This is a genomic window from Streptomyces sp. NPDC050263 (assembly GCF_040655955.1).
In the GTDB taxonomy this organism is placed as follows: Bacteria; Actinomycetota; Actinomycetes; order Streptomycetales; family Streptomycetaceae; genus Streptomyces.
The window spans coordinates 25,971-43,667 of the sequence record NZ_JBFAKW010000044.1 but is presented as its reverse complement, the minus strand read 5'-3'; the positions used below and the strand labels follow the sequence as shown (position 1 = coordinate 43,667).

At 72.7% G+C, this 17,697-nt stretch carries 8 protein-coding genes; 6 read left to right on the top strand and 2 right to left on the bottom strand.

Translation table 11 applies throughout. The annotated features are described in order from the left end of the window. Window positions 1-499 precede the first annotated feature (499 nt). The 6 genes from AB0J04_RS21025 (at window position 500) to AB0J04_RS21000 (ending at window position 16,339) form a co-directional block, all read left to right on the top strand. Window positions 500-1,405, top strand: coding sequence for a sterol desaturase family protein (locus AB0J04_RS21025; protein WP_363170051.1), 906 nt, complete (start codon window positions 500-502; stop codon window positions 1,403-1,405). Window positions 1,406-1,542: 137 nt separating this feature from the next. Then, the gene (locus AB0J04_RS21020; RefSeq protein WP_363170035.1) at window positions 1,543-10,869 is read left to right on the top strand and encodes an amino acid adenylation domain-containing protein; all 9,327 of its coding nucleotides are present in this window, start codon (window positions 1,543-1,545) and stop codon (window positions 10,867-10,869) included. After that, window positions 10,856-12,541: an NAD(P)/FAD-dependent oxidoreductase gene (locus tag AB0J04_RS21015; RefSeq protein ID WP_363170033.1), complete on the top strand. Its 1,686-nt coding sequence runs from the start codon at window positions 10,856-10,858 to the stop codon at window positions 12,539-12,541. Before AB0J04_RS21020 ends, AB0J04_RS21015 begins: the two co-directional genes overlap by 14 nt. A gap of 11 nt (window positions 12,542-12,552) precedes the next feature. Continuing rightward, complete coding sequence (locus AB0J04_RS21010) at window positions 12,553-14,196, top strand: NAD(P)/FAD-dependent oxidoreductase (RefSeq protein ID WP_363170050.1); 1,644 nt, start codon at window positions 12,553-12,555, stop codon at window positions 14,194-14,196. Further along, window positions 14,193-15,248: an NADP-dependent oxidoreductase gene (locus tag AB0J04_RS21005; protein ID WP_363170032.1), complete on the top strand. Its 1,056-nt coding sequence runs from the start codon at window positions 14,193-14,195 to the stop codon at window positions 15,246-15,248. Before AB0J04_RS21010 ends, AB0J04_RS21005 begins: the two co-directional genes overlap by 4 nt. Next, on the top strand, window positions 15,245-16,339 hold the full coding sequence (locus AB0J04_RS21000; RefSeq protein ID WP_363170031.1) for a Rieske 2Fe-2S domain-containing protein: 1,095 nt from the start codon (window positions 15,245-15,247) through the stop codon (window positions 16,337-16,339). Before AB0J04_RS21005 ends, AB0J04_RS21000 begins: the two co-directional genes overlap by 4 nt. A 170-nt stretch (window positions 16,340-16,509) precedes the next feature. On the opposite strand, the gene AB0J04_RS20995 is transcribed toward AB0J04_RS21000, so the two are convergent. Together AB0J04_RS20995 and AB0J04_RS20990 are read right to left on the bottom strand one after the other, a co-directional pair. After that, window positions 16,510-16,680, bottom strand: a complete 171-nt coding sequence (locus AB0J04_RS20995; protein ID WP_363170030.1) for a hypothetical protein — start codon at window positions 16,678-16,680, stop codon at window positions 16,510-16,512. Window positions 16,681-16,759: 79 nt separating this feature from the next. Continuing rightward, window positions 16,760-17,008 (bottom strand): hypothetical protein, encoded by a 249-nt coding sequence (locus AB0J04_RS20990; RefSeq protein ID WP_363170029.1) that lies wholly within the window; start codon window positions 17,006-17,008, stop codon window positions 16,760-16,762. Between the last annotated feature and the right edge of the window lie 689 nt (window positions 17,009-17,697).

The following is a 17,697-nucleotide window of genomic DNA, read 5'->3' as shown; positions in this document are numbered from 1 at the left end:
GAGTCTCCGGCGGCCGGGGATCGTCCCTTGTTCGATCGCCTGCAACGTTGACGGGCCGCCAGGTTGGGTGGGCCTGTATACCCGGGCAATTCTCTCCTTGCGGGCTCCTGTGCGGTCCGGCCGCCCGAGTTGTACGGCTCGTGTTCCGCCCGTGGCCCCACACGCGCTGCCACGGGGCGATGGTTTCGGGCATATCCGCCGGGCCCGGGACCCCGCGGTCACCGCTCTCTACGCGGGTGGCGACCGGCATGGCCGGCGCCGCCCACGCGAGTGCGGAATCGTTACTTCCGGTCACTGGCACCCCGTGCCCTCCACCTCGCCCCACGGGCACCGAACAATGAAAAGAATTTCTTCTTATAAATTACCCTCGTGCGCCCCCCTTACCTCGCTGGCCAAAAAACGCCGTTCACTCATTCACGGCCCCTCACGTCCGCTGCTACTCTGCGAACTCCCTATTCGGATGTGATGGAGATATTCGGATGTGATGGAGATTCTCCGCATGGAAGATCGACCCGATACGGGGTCGCTGCCGGCGAATGCGTGGACCACCGGCGCGTGCGCCCGCGAGTGTCTCCGTTATGCCGCGTACCCGATTCTGCTCCTGTCCGCAGTCTGGCTCTTCACCTCGGTTCTGCGCTTCGACTGGGACCGGGGCCGGGCCGTCCAGCTCTTCCTGATCGGCACCATCGTCTATCTCGCGGCGCTGGAGCGGCTGATCCCGCACCGGACCGACTGGCACCCGAGCGGCCGGGAACTGTGCTGGTACGCAGCCTATTTCGGGTTCACCATGGCCGGCGCCGTGCTCGGCCAGTCGGTCGTCGCGGCCGTTCTGGCCGCGACCCCCGTCACGGGACCGGGGCTCGCGCTCGGGGCCGAGGTGCCCCTCGCACTGCTGGCCTCCTCACTGACCGGCTACCTCGCCCACCGCTGGGCGCATTCCAATCGGTGGCTGTGGAAGGTACACGGAATTCATCACGTCCCGGGAAAAGTGAACGTCGCCAATAACGGCGTCAACCACCTACTGGATGTCGCCTTCAAACAGGGCACGGTCCAATTGACACTGGGATTTCTCGGATTCTCCGCCGACTGCCTTTTCGCGGTGGCGCTCTTCACCCTTGTCCAAGGCTATTTCGTGCACGCGAACGTGGACGTCCGACTCGGTCCGCTCCACCACGTCCTGGCCAGCCCCGAGCAACACCGGCTGCACCACAGTGCCGACCTGGCCGAGGCCGGTCACTTCGGCGTGGACCTCTCGGTCTGGGACCGCCTCTTCGGCAGTTTCACCTGGCGACCGGACCGCCGCCCGGCGATCGTCGGTGTCAAGGACCCCGCCACGTTCCCGGAGACCGGCTCGATCGTCGCCAGCCTGCTCCACCCCGTGCGCCGCCCGCCCCACACCGCGTAGTCCCCCGTACCGCGCACACCCGCTCCGTACCGCGACCTCCCCGCCCCGTACCGCGCAGTCCCGCGCCGTACCGGCGTCGTGCCCCCATACGCCCCCGCCCGGCCCGTACCGAGGCGTCGTCTCCACCGGATTGGACCATGACGGACTCACCCAGCGCCGCCCACCGCGACAAGGTCGCCATCATCGGCATCGGCTGCCGGCTCCCCGGACACGCGGGTGACCACCGGTCCTTCTGGCGCAATCTGATCGAAGGCCGGGACTGTCTCGTCCCCACCCCGGCGGACCGGTACGACACCACGACCCTCGGCAGCCGCGACCGGGCCAAGCCGGGCCGGCTGACCGGCGGCCGGGGCGGCTACATCGACGGCTTCGACGAGTTCGACCCCCACTTCTTCGGGATCAGCCCGCGCGAGGCCGAGCACATGGACCCGCAGCAGCGCAAGCTCCTGGAGGTGTCCTGGGAGGCGCTGGAGGACGGCGGGCAGCGGCCCGCCGAACTGGCCGGGCGGGACGTCGGCGTCTTCATCGGCGCCTTCACCCTGGACTACAAGATCCTGCAGTTCGCCGACCTCGGCTTCGAGACGCTGGCCGCGCACACCGCGACCGGCACGATGATGACGATGGTCTCGAACCGCATCTCGCACTGCCTCGACTTCCGCGGCCCCAGCGTCTCGATCGACACGGCGTGCAGCTCTTCCCTGGTCGCGGTCCACCTGGCCTGCCAGAGCCTGCAGCGCGGCGAGAGCGAACTCGCCCTGGCCGGAGGTACCCTGCTGCACCTCGCGCCGCAGTACACCATCGCCGAGACCAAGGGCGGCTTCCTCTCCCCCGACGGACGCTCCCGCGCCTTCGACGCCTCCGCCGACGGCTACGTACGGGCCGAGGGCGTCGGCGTCGTGGCGCTCAAGCGCCTCTCGGACGCGCTGCGCGACGGCGACCCGGTGCACGCCGTGGTGATCGGCAGCGGGGTGAACCAGGACGGACGCACCAACGGCATCACCGTGCCCAGCGCCGACGCCCAGGCCACGCTCATCGAGCGGGTCTGCGCCGAGGCGGGAGTGACACCGGGCAGCCTCCAGTACGTCGAGGCGCACGGCACCTCCACCCCCGTCGGCGACCCGATCGAAGCGCGCGCGCTGGGCCGGGTGCTGGCGCAGGGCCGGGCACCCGGGGCGCGGTGCTACGTCGGCTCGGTCAAGACCAACATCGGGCACACGGAGGCCGCCGCCGGCGTCGCGGGCCTGATCAAGACGGCGCTGGCCCTCCGGCACCGCCGCATCCCACCGCACCTGAACCTCGAACAGCCCAACCCCGCCATCGACTTCGCCGCGCTGCCCTTCGAGATCCCGACCGCACCGGTCGACTGGCCGGAGCACGAGGGACCCGCGCGGGCAGGCGTCAACTCCTTCGGTTTCGGCGGCACCAACGCCCACGTCCTGCTGGAGGAGGCGGCGCCCCGCCCGCCGGAGGAGCCGCGCGCGACGGCCCGGACGCCCGCCCGCTCGGTCCTCCCGCTGAGCGCCCGGCACGCGTCGGGCCCGGCCGAACTGGCCGCGGGCGTCCGCCGCGAACTTGCCGCCGGAGTGCCCCTCGCGGACCTCGGGCACACCCTGGCCCACCGCCGCCAGCACTTCGAGGAGCGCCTCGCCGTCGTCCACTCCCCCCTCGGCCCGCCCGGCTCCCTCGACGAGGTACTGGCCGCCTGCGAGCGCGGGGAGCAGCACCCCCGGGCCGTGCGGGGCCGCCTCCGGGAGCCCGGGGCGCAGCGGCTGGTGTGGGTGTTCACCGGCATGGGGCCGCAGTGGTGGGGCATGGGGCGCGAGCTCCTGGACGCCGAGCCCGTGTTCCGGGAGGCGGTCGAGCGCTGCGACCGGGAGGTCCGGCGCCAGGCGGGCTGGTCGCTGCTCGACGAGCTGACCCGGCCCGAGGCGGAGTCCCGGATGGCCGAGACCTGGCTCGCCCAGCCCGCCAACTTCGCCGTCCAGGCGGGGCTCGCGGCGCTGTGGGAACACCACGGGGTGCGGCCGGACGCCGTCGTCGGGCACAGCACCGGCGAGATCGCGGCCTTCCACCAGGCCGGGGTGTACGGCCTGGAGGACGCCGTCCGGATCGCGCTGGCGCGCAGCGCCCTCCAGCACCGGCTCGCGGGCACCGGCGTGATGCTGGCGGCGAACCTGTCCGAGGAGGAGGCCGAGCGGCTGGTCCGCCCGTACCGGGACCACGTGTCGGTCGCCGCCGTGAACAGCCCGGCGTCGGTGACGCTGTCCGGGGACCGGGACACCCTCGGGGAGCTCGCCGGGCGGCTGGAGCGGGAGCAGGTCTTCGCCCGGTTCCTCGACGTCGAAGTGCCGTACCACAGCGTGCGGATGGACCCGATCGAGGCCGAGCTGCACGAGGCGCTGGCCGGGATCGCGCCGCGCGCCGCCGGTCTCCCGCTGTATCTGACCGCCCGCGAGGGGCGTGCGCGGGGGCCGGAGCTGGACGCCGCGTACTGGTGGGAGAACGTCCGGCGGCCCGTCCGGTTCCGTGCCGCGGTCGACCGGCTGGTCGACGGCGGGTACACGCTGTTCCTGGAGATCGGTCCGCACCCGGTGCTCGGCCACTCGATCCGGGAGTGCCTGGAGGGCCGGGCCGTCGAGGGGGTGACGCTGCCGTCGATCCGGCGCCGGGAGGACGAGCCCGAGCGGTTCGCCCGCTCCCTCGCGGAGCTGTACACGCTGGGCGTCGACGTGGACTGGTCGGTGCTCCAGCCCGTGGGGCGGCCGGTGCCGCTGCCGGGCTATCCGTGGCAGCGGGAGCGGTACTGGGTGGAGCCCGCGCCGGTGGAGCAGATCCGGCTCGGCCGGCTGGACCACCCGCTGCTCGGCCGGCGGACCTCCGCGCTGCAGCCGACCTGGGCGAGCCGCCTGGACACCGAGCGGCTGCCGTACCTGGCCGACCACCGGATCGAGGACAGCACGGTCTTCCCGGCCGCCGGGTACCTGGAGATGGCCGCGCAGACGGTCCGGGCGCTGACCGGCGGCGACACGGCGACCCTGGCCGACGTCGAGTTCTCCCGGGCCCTGTTCCTGCCCGACGGCGAGGCGACGACCGTCCAGCTGGCCTTCGCGCCGGAGGAGGCCGGGTTCACCATCGCCTCCCTCGCCGGTTCCGGGACCGGGGCTCCGGACCGTACGGTCCACGCGAGCGGGGTCGTCCGCACCGGGCAGCCACGCCGGCTCGCGGAACCGCTGGACACGGACGCGGTACGGGCGCGGGCGGGGCGTCGGCTCGACCGGGAGGCGTGCTACGGCGAGCTGGCGGCGCTCGGCTACCACTACGGCCCGGCGTTCCGGGCGATCGACGAGGTGTGGACGGCGCCCGGCGAGGCGCTGTCGCTGATCCGGCCCACCCCGGGCATGGGCGACGGGGCCGCGGACTGCCATGTGCACCCCGTGCTCCTGGACGCCTGCTTCCAGACCATGCTCACCGCGATGACGCCGAACGACGGCCGGTCCGCTGGGATCCGGCTGCCCGTCGGCATCGCGGAGCTGCGGCTGGACGCGGTCGGCGACCGGGCCCTGTGGGCGCACGCGACGGTGACCGCGGAGAGCGACGAGGAACTGGTCGGCGACCTCGCCCTGTACGCCGAGGACGGGACGCCGCTCGGCCGGATCAGCGGCTTCCGCGCGGCGGCGGTGGACCGGGTGGCCTCCTCGGTGAAGCTCGGCACCATCGACGGCTGGCTGGCCGAGGTGGTCTGGGAGGAGACGCTCACCGAGGCGCCGGAGGACGGCGGGACCGCCGAGGGGACCGGGGACGGTCCCGACGGCTCCCCCGCGCCCGACCTGGTGGTCTTCGCCGACGAGGGCGGGCTCGGCGCGCGGATGGCCGAGGCGGTCGTGGCGCGCGGCGGGCGGTGCCGGCTGGTCCGCCCGGGCAGCCGATACCGAAGCGGGGCCCGGCACATGACCGTGCGACCCGATTCGGCGGCCGATCTGCGCAGGCTGTTCGACGAACTCGGGCCGGGGTTCGGAGCCGTGGTGCATCTGTGGAACCTCGATCTGCCCCCGCTGGACACGGTCGGCGCGGCGGACCTCGACGGGATCGGCACGGTCGGCGGCTACTCGCTCGTCCTGCTCGCCCAGGTGCTGCCCGAGGCGTGCCCGGAGGGGCGCCTGCACATCGTCACCCGGGGCGCCCAGGCGGTGGTGCCGGGCGAGCCGGTGGAGCCGTTCGGCGCGCCCGCCTGGGGCATCGGCCGGGTGCTGTGGCAGCAGGAGCTCACCGGTCACAGCGGCAAACTGATCGATCTCGACCCGGCCGGGGGTCCCGGCGAGGCCGAGGTGCTGCTGCGCGCGCTCACGGCGGACGACGGCGAGGGCGAGATCGCGCTGCGGTCCGGGCGGCGGCACCTCAGCCGGCTGCGTCCGCCCGCGGGGCTGACCCGTCCGCTGCCGCTGCGGCTGCGCGCGGACGGCGCCTATCTGGTCACGGGCGCGTTCGGGGCGCTGGGGCGGCTGCTCTGCCGCACCCTGGTACGGCGCGGGGCCCGGCGCCTTGTCCTGCTCGGCCGCACCGGCGTGCCGGAGCGCGGCGCGTGGCGGGGGCTCGATCCGGGCGGCCCCGAGGGGCGGCGGGTCGCGTTCCTGCGCGAGCTCGAAGCGCTCGGCGCAGAGGTGCTGGTCGCCGCGGTAGACGTGACCGACGCGGCGGCCATGGAGGGCTGGCTGGCCGGGCGTCGGGTCGCCGGTCTGCCGCCGGTGCGGGGCGTGTTCCACCTCGCGGGACAGGTGCGGGACGTCCTGCTGCCGTCGTTGGACCGCGAAGCGTTCGACGCGGGCTACGGGCCGAAGGTGCACGGCGGGTACCTGCTGCACCGGCTGCTGCGCGACGAGCCGGTCGAGCACTTCGTACTGTTCGCGTCGGTCGCCTCGCTGCTGACCACGGCCGGTCAGGTCAACTACGCGGCCGGGAACGCGTTCCTGGACGCGCTCGCCCATCACCGCCGGGCGCTCGGTCTACCCGCGCTCAGCCTGGACTGGGGGCCGTGGGCCACCGGCATGATCGAGGAGCTCGGGCTGGTCGCCCACTACCGGGACGCGCGCGGGATGAGCTCGCTGGCGCCGGAGGCGGGCATGGCGGTCCTGGAGCGGGTGATCGGGCAGGACCGGGCCCAGTTGCTGGTGGCCGCGGTGGTGGACTGGCCGGTGTTCCTGTCCTGGTATCCCACCCCGCCGCCGCTGGTGTCGGCGCTCGCCGCCGCGGCGGCGCGGGAGGTCCCGGCGGGGCAGGGCGGCAGTCTGCTCGACGCGTTCCGCGCCGCCGACGAGGCGGCGCGTACGGCGTTGGTGGCCGAGCGGTTCGCGGCCCTTGCGGCGGGTGTGCTGCGGGTGCGGCCGGAGCTGGTCGACGCGGACGCCCGGCTCGGCTCGCTCGGTCTGGACTCGCTGCTCGCCATGGAGCTGCGGGCCCGGACCCACACCGAGCTGGGGGTCTCGCTGCCGGTGGTGGCGCTGCTCAGCAATGGGCCGGTGAGTGAGCTGACCGAGCGGCTGCACGCGGGGCTGACCAGGCTCGCGGCGGCCGGGGGTCCGGCGGCGGAGACGGCGGTGGAGTTGTTCACCGACGAGGCATGCTACCCACTCACCCACAACCAGCAGGCCCTGTGGTTCCTCCGGCAGCTCAACCCGGACGGCTTCGCGTACAACATCGGCGGCGCGGTGGAGGTGCGCGCGGAGCTCGACCCGGAGCTGCTGTTCGATGCCTTCCGGACGCTGATCGCCCGGCATCCGAGCCTGCGCGTCAACATCACCACCGAGGACAGGCGTCCGGTCCAGCGGGTGCGGCCCGAGGCCATCGCCGACACCGGTCTTCTCGATGTGTCCGGGCTGCCCTGGGACGAGGTCCGCGCCCGGCTGGTAGCGGAGTACCGCAGGCCGTACGACCTGGAGCGGGATCCTCTGGTGCGGCTGCGGCTGTTCCGGCGGGCCCCGGACCGCTGGGTGCTGATGAAGGCGGTCCACCACATCGTCTCGGACGCGATCTCCACCTTCACCTTCATCGAGGAGCTGTTCGAGGTCTACCACGGGCTGCGCACCGGCCAGCCGGCGGAGCTGGCCCCGGTCCGGGCCCGCTACCTGGACTTCCTCAACCGGCGGAACCGCTTCCTGGCCGGGCCAGAGGCGCGGCGGATGCTGGAGTACTGGCGGGAGCACCTGCCGCGGGAGGTCCCGGCGCTCGATCTGCCCACCGACCGGCCGCGCCCGCCGGTGCAGACCGACAACGGCGCCTCCGAGTTCTTCCAGCTCGACGACGAGCTCAGCGCCCGGGTGCAGACGCTGGCCCGGGAGCACAACGTCACCGTGTTCACGGTGCTGCTCACCGCGTACTACCTGCTGCTGCACCGCTGGTCGGGGCAGGACGAGATCGTGGTCGGCAGCCCCGTCACCGGGCGCACCGAGGAGGAGTTCGCCTCCGTCTACGGCTACTTCGTCAATCCGCTGCCGCTGCACGTGAGCCTGGCCGGGGAGCCGTCGGTGGCCGAGCTGCTGGGCCGGGTGCGGGACACGGTCCTCGGGGGCCTCGACAATCAGGAGTACCCGTTCGTGCTGCTCGTGGAGCAGTTGGGCCTCCAGCACGACCCGAGCCGCTCGGCGGTCTTCCAGGCGATGTTCATCCTGCTCACCCACAAGGTGGCCGTGGAGCGCTTCGGGTACACACTGGAGTACATCGAACTCCCCGAGGAAGAGGGGCAGTTCGATGTCACGCTGTCCGCGTACGAGGACCGGTCCGACGGGCGCTTCCACTGCGTGCTGAAGTACAACACCGACCTGTTCGACGCGGCGACGGTGCGTCGGATGGCCGCGCACTACCGGAACCTCCTCGACGGCCTGACCCGCGCGGAGGGCGAGCGCCCGGCGGGACGGCTGCCGATGCTGGGGGCCGGGGAACGGGAGCGGATCGTCACCGGGTTCGGCGGCGTCGGCCGACGGATCGACCACGACGTGCCGGTGCACGAGCTGATCGGGAAGATCGCCGCGCAGTTCCCGGAGGCGGTCGCGGTGTCCGTGCCGGGCGGGCGGCGGCTCGGCTACCGGGAGCTGGACCAGCGCTCGCGGCGCGTGGCGGCCTCGCTGCGCGAACGCGGCGTCGGCGCCGGGACGGTGGTGGCGGTGCGTCTTGCGAAGTCGCCGGAGCTGGTGATCGCGCTGCTCGCGGTGTGGCGGGCCGGGGGCGCGTATCTGCCGCTGGACCCGGACCACCCGGCGGAGCGGCTGGCCGAGCTGATGGAGAACGCCGGGGCCACGCTGGTTCTGACCGACGGGCGGCGGGGCCAGGCGGCCCGGCTGCCGGGACGGCCGGTCACCCTCGACGAGCTGGACCGGCCGGGGACCGAGGAGCGGCCGGAGCCGGCCGTGGGCATCGACCAGACGGCATACGTGATCCACACCTCGGGTTCCACCGGCCGCCCCAAGGCAGTGCGGGTCAGCCACCGCAACCTGGCCTCGGTGTTCGTCGCCTGGCAGCGGGAGTACCGGCTGGACACCGACGTCCGGGTGCACCTGCAGATGGCGGGCGTCTCCTTCGACGTGTTCACCGGGGACCTGGTCCGGGCGCTGTGTTCGGGCGGGACGCTGGTCCTCGTCGACCGGGACCTCCTCTTCGACACCGCGCGGCTCTACCGGACCATGCGCGCGGAGGGCGTGGACTGCGGCGAGTTCGTGCCGTCGGTGGCGCGCGGGCTGCTGGCGCACTGCGAGCGGGAGGGGCTGGGCCTGGAGTTCATGCGCCTGGTGATCGTCGGCTCGGACGCCTGGCGGGCGGGCGAGCACCGGAGGCTCGTCGCGCTGTGCGGGCCGGGGACCCGGGTGGTCAACTCGTACGGGCTGACCGAGGCCACCATCGACAGCGCCTACTACGAGGGGCCGGCGGAGGGGCTGGAGCCGGGCCGGATGGTGCCGGTCGGCCGGCCGCTGCCCAACAGCGAGCTGTACGTCCTCGACCGGCACGGCGAGCCGGTGCCGCCGGGGGTGGCCGGTGAGCTGTGGATCGGCGGCGCCGGCGTCGCCGACCGCTACCTGGGCGATCCGGAGCGGACGGTCGAGCGGTTCGTGACCCTCGAACCGGGCGGCGAACCCGTACGGCTGTACCGGACGGGGGACCTCGGGCACTGGGACGCGGAGGGGGTGCTGCACCTCCTCGGGCGGGCCGACGGGCAGGTGAAGGTGCGCGGCCACCGGGTGGAGACCGGGGAGATCGAGGCGCGGCTGGCCGCCCGGCCCGAGCTGGCGCAGGTGTGCGTGACGGTACGGCGGGACGAGACGGGCGAGAACGTGCTGTGCGCCTACTGCGTGCCCGCGCCGGGCGCGGTGGCCGACGCCCGGGAGCTGCGCCGCCACCTCGCGGAGCAGCTGCCGACGTATCTGATCCCGGCGCACTTCACGGAGCTGTCCGCGCTGCCGCTGACCGCGAACGGCAAGGTCGATCTCGGCGCACTGCCGGAGCCGCGCGCGGAGGCGGGACCGGAGAGGTACGAACCGCCGGTGACGCTGTACGAGACGCGGATGGCGGCGCACTGGCGGTCGCTGCTCGGGCTGGAGCGGCCGGGGCTGCGGGACGACTTCTTCGAGGCGGGCGGCAGTTCGATCAAGCTGATCGAGCTGATCCACCACCTGCGGACCGAGTTCAACGCGTCCGTGCCGGTCGGGCGGCTGTTCCAGACCAGCACCCTGCACGGCATGGCCCGCACCCTGGAGGACGTCGTCACCGGGCGGCTGCCCGGCGCCGAGCCGTACCTGTGGTTCAACCCGGGCGCGGACCCGGCGGCGACGGTGTTCTGCCTGCCGCCCGCGGGCGGGCACGGGCTGGTGTACCGGCAGCTCGCGGCGCGGCTGCCCGAGCACCGCTTCGCCGCGTTCAACTACCTGTCGGGTCCGGACAAGGCGGCCCGGTACGCGGATCTGGCCGAGGAGCTGCACCCGGGCGGGCCGTACACGCTGTTCGGTTACTCCCTCGGCGGCAACCTCGCGTTCGAGATCGCCGGGGAGCTGGAGCGGCGGGGCCGCGCGGTGGACCTCGTGCTGATCATGGACTCGTACCGGATCGCCGAGGCCGTCACCCTCGGCGAGGAGCACCTGGCCGAGTTCGAGGCGGAGCTCGCGGAGCACCTGCGGCGGCACACCGGTTCCGAGATCGTCGCCCGGGAGACCGTGGAGCAGGCCCGCGAGTACCTGGCGCACTGCGGTGCTCACCCGTCGCTCGGTGTGCTCGGCGCGCCGATCGCGGTGATCTCCGACCAGGACAAGCTGCTCCGCTTCGCGGCGGACGAGCCCGGCGGCTGGCACGGGGTCACCGCCGCCGGGTGCACCGTACGCGAGGGGCACGGGCGGCACGCCGAGATGCTCGACGGCTCGTTCCTCGACGGGAACGCGGAGCTGGTCCGGGCGCTGCTGGCGGGAGGTGCCGCGGATGGGCGTGCGTGACGGCGGGCCCCGTTGGGAGGCCCGGCCTCCCGGCGGGCGGTCCCGGGTGATCATCATCGGCGCGGGCATGTCGGGTCTGGCCGCCGGCTGCTACGCGCAGATGAGTGGGCTGGAGAGCCGGATCTTCGAGAAGCACGTGCTGCCAGGGGGCTGCTGCACCGCCTGGGCTCGGCAGGGCTACCTCTTCGACTACTGCATCGACTGGCTGATCGGCACGGCACCCGGGACCGGGGCGAACGACGTGTGGCGCGAGCTCGGGGCGCTGGACGGGAAGCGGATCACCCATTTCGACCAGTTCAACCGGGTGGTGACGGAGGACGGCCGGTCCGTCACGTTCTACAACGACCCGGACCGGCTCCAGAGGCACCTGCTGGAGCTCTCGCCCGGCGACGAGCGCCTGATCCGGGCGTTCTGCCGGGACCTCAGGCGCTTCGCGGGGCTCGCCCCGCACTGGGAGCTGAAGCCGCCGCCGCTGAAGTCCCTGACGGAGAAGGCGCGAACGCTGCTCGCGATCCTGCCGGCGTTCCGGCTGTACTGGCGCACCGCGGCCACGCCGATGCGCCGGTTCGCGGACCGCTTCGAGGACCCGCTGCTGCGCCAGGCGTTCCCGAACATGTTCCTCCAGGAGCTGACCGGCTTCCCGCTGCTCCCCTTCCTCTTCACGATGTCCTGCGCCTTCAACGGCAACGCGGGCTTCCCGGAGGGCGGTTCGCTGGGTCTGGCCCGGTCGGTGGAGGAGCGGTACACGGGGCTCGGCGGGCACATCGGCTACCGCGCCCGGGTGGAGCGGATCCTCGTCGAGGACGGGCGGGCGGTCGGCGTACGGCTGCGGGACGGGCAGGAGCACTTCGCCGACCATGTGATCGCCGCCTGCGACGGGCCGACGGTGCTGGACCGGCTGCTGGAGGGGCGGTGGAGCAGCCCGCGCACCGAGCGGCTGTACACGGAGCTGCTGGACCGGCCGGACAACCTGTACCCGGCAGTGGTCTCCGCGTTCGTCGGGATCGACGGCCCGCTGCCCGCCGGTGAGCCACACAGCACCACGTACCTCCTCGGTCCGGAGCGGGGCGCGGCGCTGCCGGGGAGCCTCCAGCACAGTCTGGTGGTGCAGCGGCGGTCCGACTACGCCGACGGCTTCGCGCCGGCCGGGAAGTCGGTGCTGCACTGCACGTACTTCACCGACCACCGGTCCTGGCAGGATCTGCGGAAGGCGGACCGGCGGGCGTACCGGGAGCGCAAGCAGGAGGTCGTCGACTTCCTGCGGGGCTTCCTGGCCGAGCGTCATCCGGGCCTCGAGGAGCGGATCGAGCTGGTGGACGTGGCGACGCCGGCGACGACGGAGCGGTACACCGGCAACACCTACGGCAGCATCCTGGCCTGGAAGGCGTTCTCCGAGGCCGACGACGTGTCGACCGCGCTGGTGGACCGGGACCGGATGCGGCTGCCGGGGCTGAGCGGCTTCTCGATGGCCGGGCAGTGGACCGGGATGGGCGGCCTGATCCGGGCCGCGACCAGCGGCCGGTACGCGGTCCAGTTCCTCTGCGACGAGCTGGGCCGGGAGTTCCGGGCCTGGCCGAGCGAGGGTGCCGGGCCGTGGCATCCCGGGAAGCTGGGCCGGCTGCCACGACTCGAACAGCGGGGCGACGCCGGGAAGGCGGCGGTGGCCGAATGACCAGAAGGACCATGCTGATCGTCGGCGGAGGGCTCGGCGGGCTCTCCACCGGCTGCTACGCCCAGATGAACGGCTATCGCAGCAGGGTGCTGGAGATGCACGAGATCCCGGGCGGCTCCTGCACGGCCTGGGACCGGGGCGACTTCACCCTCGACTGCTGTGTGAGCTGGCTGCTCGGCAGCGGGCCGGGCAACGAGATGCACCAGATCTGGCTGGAGCTCGGCGCGCTCCAGGGCAAGCGGATGCGCAACTTCGACGTGTTCAACACGGTGCGCGGCCGGGACGGGCGGGCGGTCCACTTCTACTCCGATCCGGACCGCCTCGAAGCGCACCTGCTCGCCCTCTCCCCCGGCGACGCCCGGGTGATCCGCGACTTCTGCGCCGGGCTGCGGACCTTCCGCAAGGCACTGGCCCGCTACCCGTTCCTCACCCCGGTCGGGCTCATGGGCCGCCTGGAGCGCTGGCGGATGCTGGCGTCCTTGGTCCCCTACTTCAACGTGATCCGGCGCTCCATCGGCACGCTGATGCGGGACTACTCGCAGCGCTTCCGGGACCCGCTGCTGCGCGAGGCGTTCAACTTCATCCTGTACGAGAAGCATCCCAACTTCCCCGTGCTGCCGTTCTACTTCCAGCTCGCGGCGCACGCCGACGCCTCGGCCGGTGTCCCCGAGGGCGGCTCGCTGGGCCTGGCCCGCTCGGTCGAGGAGCGCTACCGGGGGCTCGGCGGCGAGGTCATGTACAACGCCAGGGTCGTGGAGATCCTGGTGGAGAACGACCGGGCGGCCGGGGTCCGGCTGAGCGACGGCACGGAGCTGCGGGCGGACATCGTGGTCTCCGCCTGCGACGGGCGCACCACGCTCCTCGACCTGCTGAAGGGCCGCTACCTCACCGACACGTACCGGGAGCTGTACACCCGGACCATCACGGAACCCGACATGGTCTTCCCCGGCTACCTCACGGTCTTCCTGGGGCTGCGCCGGCCCTTCCCGGACGGCGAGCCCTGCACCACGTACCTCCTGGAGGACGCGGTCGCGGAACGGCTCACCGGCATCCGGCACCCCAGCGTCAACGTGCAGTTCCGCAGCCGCCACTACCCGGAGCTGTCGCCGCCGGGCACCTCCGTGGTGTACGCCACGTACTTCTGCGACATCGAGCCGTGGCGGGAGCTGAGCACCGGTCCCGAGCAGTTCACCCGGATCCGCCGCGGCGAGGAGCTGCACACGCTGCCGGTCGGGCGCGGGCGCGACTACCAGCGGGCCAAGCGGCAGGTGCGGGACACGATCGTGGACTTCCTCGACGAGCGGCACCCCGGGCTGCAGGACGCGATCATGGTGCGGGACGTGTCCACCCCACTCACCCAGGTCCGCTACACCGGCAACTACGACGGCACGGTGCTCGGCTGGCAGCCGTTCGTGGACAGCGGCGAGACCGTGGAGCAAGAGGTCAAGCGACACGGTCCGGGACTGCCGGGGCTCGCGGACTTCTATCTGTCCGGCGTCTGGGCCACCACCGGCGGCCTGATCCGGGCCGCGGCCTCGGGACGGCACGTCATGCACTTCGTCTGCCGCGACGACGGGCGGCCGTTCACCGCCTCCGTCGACGAAAGCGCCCCTCTCCCCGTACAACTCATCGAACCCGCAGGAGCGACCCCGTGAAGACCGAGAAGTGGATCGTCAGCGAGCACAACGACGGCGTGCCGGACGTGGACCGGATGTACGTGAAGGTGGTGGAGGAGCTCGACACCGACCTGGCCGAGGACGAGATGCTGCTGCGCACGCGGTACGTCTCCGTCGACCCGTACCTCCACGGGATCGCCCTGGACACCCCGGTGGGCGACCACATGGGCGCCGACTCGATCATGGAGGTGCTGGCGGCCGGACCGCGGGCGATGTTCGGCGTCGGGGACCTCGTGCAGGGCTTCGGCGGCTGGCGCACCCACCTGGTCAGTAACGGCGCGGGGGCGCTGTGGCAGACCGGCACGTTCCCGATGGTCTTCCCCGCGTACCGGAAGCTGGACCCGGCCCACTACGACGAGGCGCTGCCGCTGAGCACCGCGCTCGGCATCCTCGGCGGCGCCGGGATGACCGCGTGGGGCGCCCTCACCACCTTCCTGGCCGTACGGCCCGGCGACACGGTCCTGATCAGCGGCGCATCCGGCGCGATCGGCATGCTGGTCGGGCAGCTGGCGAAGCGGGCGGGCGCGCGGGTGGTGGGCACGACCGGTTCGCCGGAGAAGGCGGCGCGGCTGACGGCGCTCGGCTTCGACGCCGTCGTCGTCTTCCGGCACGGCGGGGACCCGGCGCAGCTCCGCGAGGACCTGGCGAAGGCGGCTCCTGGCGGCGTCGACCGGTACTTCGACAACCTCGGCGGGGTCATGACCGACACCGTCTTCACGATGCTCACCGTGGACAGCCGGGTCGCGGTGTGCTGGCAGTGGGCGAGCCAGGTCGGCGGCGAGTGGACCGGGCCCCGGCTGCTGCCGTACATCATGTTCCCGCGCACGACGATCCGCGGGATCTTCGCGCTGGAGTGGTTCACCGAGGACAACTGGGCGGCGCTGCACGCCGAGCTGGGGCCGCTGGTGCGCGCCGGCGAGATCCGCTACCAGCAGACCGTGCACCACGGCTTCGACTCCATTCCCGCCGCCTACCGCAGCCTGTACACCGACCGCGCGGCGTCCTTCGGCAAGGTGCTGGTCGAGCTGTGAGGCGCGGCCACACCCGGGCGCTCACGGAGGGCCCGAGCCCGGCCGACGCGCACGAGCCAGTCCTGCCGTACCCCGACGGCTGGTTCTCGGTGGCGTTCTCCTCGGAGGTGGTGCGGGGGGCGCTGCTGACCCGGCCGCTCCAGGGCGAGGACGTGGTGCTCTACCGGCTCCGCGACGGCGAGGTGCGGGCGGTCCGCCCGTACTGCCCGCACCTGGGGGCGCACCTCGGGCTCGGCGCGCTGGAGGGCGACGCACTGCTGTGCCCCTTCCACCGCTTCGCCTTCGGCCCGGACGGCGCCTGCACGCGGACGGGGTACGGCACGCCCCCGCCGCCGTCCTCGGACCTGACCCTGCTGCCGGTGCGCGAGGTCGACGGCGCCGTCTTCGTGTGGCGGCACCACGACGGGCGGGCGCCGGACTGGGAGCTCACGCCCTGGCACACGCTCGGGACGCGGGCGCCGCGGTTGGCCGCGTGGGAGATGGCGGGGCACAGCCAGGACGTGGTCGAGAACACGGTGGACATCGGGCACTTCACGCCGCTGCACGGCTGGGGCGCGTCGGAGGTAGCCGAGCCGGCGGTCTTCGAGGGGCGGTCCTTCCGGATCTCGGTGCGCTCCGAGGAGCGGGTGCCGCTGCTGGGCGCGAGTCCGCTGGAGGTGACGCTGGAGGGCAACGGGATCAGCCGGGTGCACGTGTGCACGGCGCTCCCTCGGTTCGGGGTGCGCACCTGTGCCGTATACACGACCACGATGATCGCGCCCGCGGCTTTCCAGCTGCGCCAGACGAGCCGCTTCGAGGTGGCCGAGCCGGCCGCCCTCCCGGCCCCGCTGGCCCGCTGGGTGAGCGGCTCGGTACACCGGCTGCTGGCGGGTGTGATGTTCCGGGGCAACTGCGCTTTCGTGTCCCAGGACTTCCCGGTCTGGGCGACGAAGCGGTACGTGTCGCCGCCCCGGCTGGCCCGCGGCGACGGCCCGATCGGCCCGTTCCGCCACTGGGCCCGGCAGTTCTACCCGCCGGACCGGCTGCGGGCGCGGGTGCCGTCGTCGGTGATGCGGGGAGCGGCCGGGGAAGCGGAGAGCAGGGTGACGTAGCCTGGCCGCTCCGAGAAGCCGGGGGCGGGGGCTTCGCCGGACGGGAAGACGGGGCGGTTCGGATGACGGCGGGGCGTCAGGCGCTCCGCCGCGCCTGGTGCTCTTCGAGCGCGAGGACCTGAGGCACATCTCACCGGCGCGGAGTGGACCGACGACGAAGCCTTCGCCGCCTACGGGCTCGATGACTCCACCATCACCGCGCTTCGCACCTGAGCCCTGGAATGGGCCGACGAGAGCTGACGGGCGGTCCCGTTGACCCGCTGCAGGTCCAGGGTGCCGACCGCCGACCCGCGGTCACCGGCCGCTCGGTGCTTGCACTGGATGACCCAGGTCCGGCCCATGGGGTCGGTAGCCAGGACGTCGGCGCCGTTGTCGCCGGCCCGCCGATCTGCCGGGCGTCGGTGCCTCCGTCACGGCGCATCAAGTCACGGATGGCGTACTCGAAGTCCTGGTGATGCAGGGCATCCAGCTGCGGCAGCGCGTGGCGCAGGGCTGCTGCTGCACCCGCTCCCAAGCCTGTTGCTGCTGGAACCGGTGGAACCACCAGGCCCCGCCCACCGCAGCGCACGCTCCCAGTACGACGAGCACCCACCAGTTCGTCACCAGCCAGGAGAGCACCGCCGACACCGCCGCTATGGCCATGGCCTCGCTCACGACGAGGAGCAGCAAGTCTTCCTGCCGCCGCTGTCTGCTGCGCCTCCGCTTCCGCGGCCGCCACGCCGACAGACGCCGCGCGGCACAGCCCGCATGACCTGGAAAGAACGCCTGGTCTTCTTGGGAGCCCTCTGGGACTTTCCTGGGACTTTCGGCCGCATCAAGGGGCACAAGTGTGAAACAATCGAAAGGCCATTTCCCCAGGTCAGAGGCTGATGATCGATCGTTCCTGCAGGTCAGCTGAGCGACTGGTCTCTTCCGGGACATTTGATGTGAGGATGCCGCCGCACCCTGTCTGACCTGCGATGAATCGGGTCGGGGAGGGGTGCGGCGGCTTTCGTGTAACTCTTCCGGGACCTACACGGGCGCCGTTGGTGCTGCCGTCCTCCAGTGGAGCGATCACGCCTGCCGTGGCCGGAGCGAGCTTCCACACAGAGGAGTTGCGGTGGTTCCGGTTGCTCCATGTGCTGCTGGATGGCCCGAGCCACGCTTGACGGCAGCGGCACGTCCCGGGCCTTACGGCCCTTGGGGAGCGCGAAACACCGCTTCGCCCGCACCGTCTTGACCTGCCGCCGGACGTGGCGACTTCCTCGGCGAAGTCGATGTCGTCCGCGGAGAGCCCGAGCGCAGGGCCTGGACGCGGGGGCCGAACGCTCGGCCTGCCCCGTGCCGGTAGAGGCGCTGCAGGAGCCGGACGGCGCCAT

What these genes read in the sequence shown, in the direction of transcription:
- AB0J04_RS21015 (WP_363170033.1), top strand. Translation starts at nt 10,856, where the DNA reads ATGGGCGTGCGTGACGGCGGGCCCCGTTGGGAGGCCCGGCCTCCCGGC.
- AB0J04_RS20995 (WP_363170030.1), bottom strand. Translation starts at nt 16,680, where the DNA reads ATGGGCCGGACCTGGGTCATCCAGTGCAAGCACCGAGCGGCCGGTGAC.
- AB0J04_RS21020 (WP_363170035.1), top strand. Translation starts at nt 1,543, where the DNA reads ATGACGGACTCACCCAGCGCCGCCCACCGCGACAAGGTCGCCATCATC.
- AB0J04_RS21010 (WP_363170050.1), top strand. Translation starts at nt 12,553, where the DNA reads ATGCTGATCGTCGGCGGAGGGCTCGGCGGGCTCTCCACCGGCTGCTAC.
- AB0J04_RS21025 (WP_363170051.1), top strand. Translation starts at nt 500, where the DNA reads ATGGAAGATCGACCCGATACGGGGTCGCTGCCGGCGAATGCGTGGACC.